At 34.9% G+C, this 218-nt stretch carries 1 pseudogene; it reads left to right on the forward strand.

Going from position 1 to position 218, the window contains the following annotated elements:
* Positions 1 to 100: 100 nt before the first annotated feature.
* Positions 101 to 218 (forward strand): annotated as a pseudogene (locus COY37_RS11810) (peptidase); the annotation flags it as partial.

A 218-nucleotide genomic window follows, 5' to 3' on the forward strand; every position in this document is an offset into this window, starting at 1 on the left:
GCGATTATGCAGCTAAACAGAAAACCTGGCTATTGGAAAAAAAGGATAAAATAAACATAAAGGTCTCGAAGACTTCTTCTACACAGGAAAGAAGAAAGGGATAAAACCTGAACACGCCGATCGGCTTAAGAGAATTCTTGATAGATTAAATGCTGCAAATGAAATAAAAGATATGAATTATCCAGGTTCTAACTTGCACAAACTAACAGGAGATAAAA

Origin of the sequence: Candidatus Aquicultor secundus (genome assembly GCF_002791875.1) — a bacterium.
Classification (GTDB): domain Bacteria; phylum Actinomycetota; class Aquicultoria; order Aquicultorales; family Aquicultoraceae; genus Aquicultor_A; species Aquicultor_A secundus.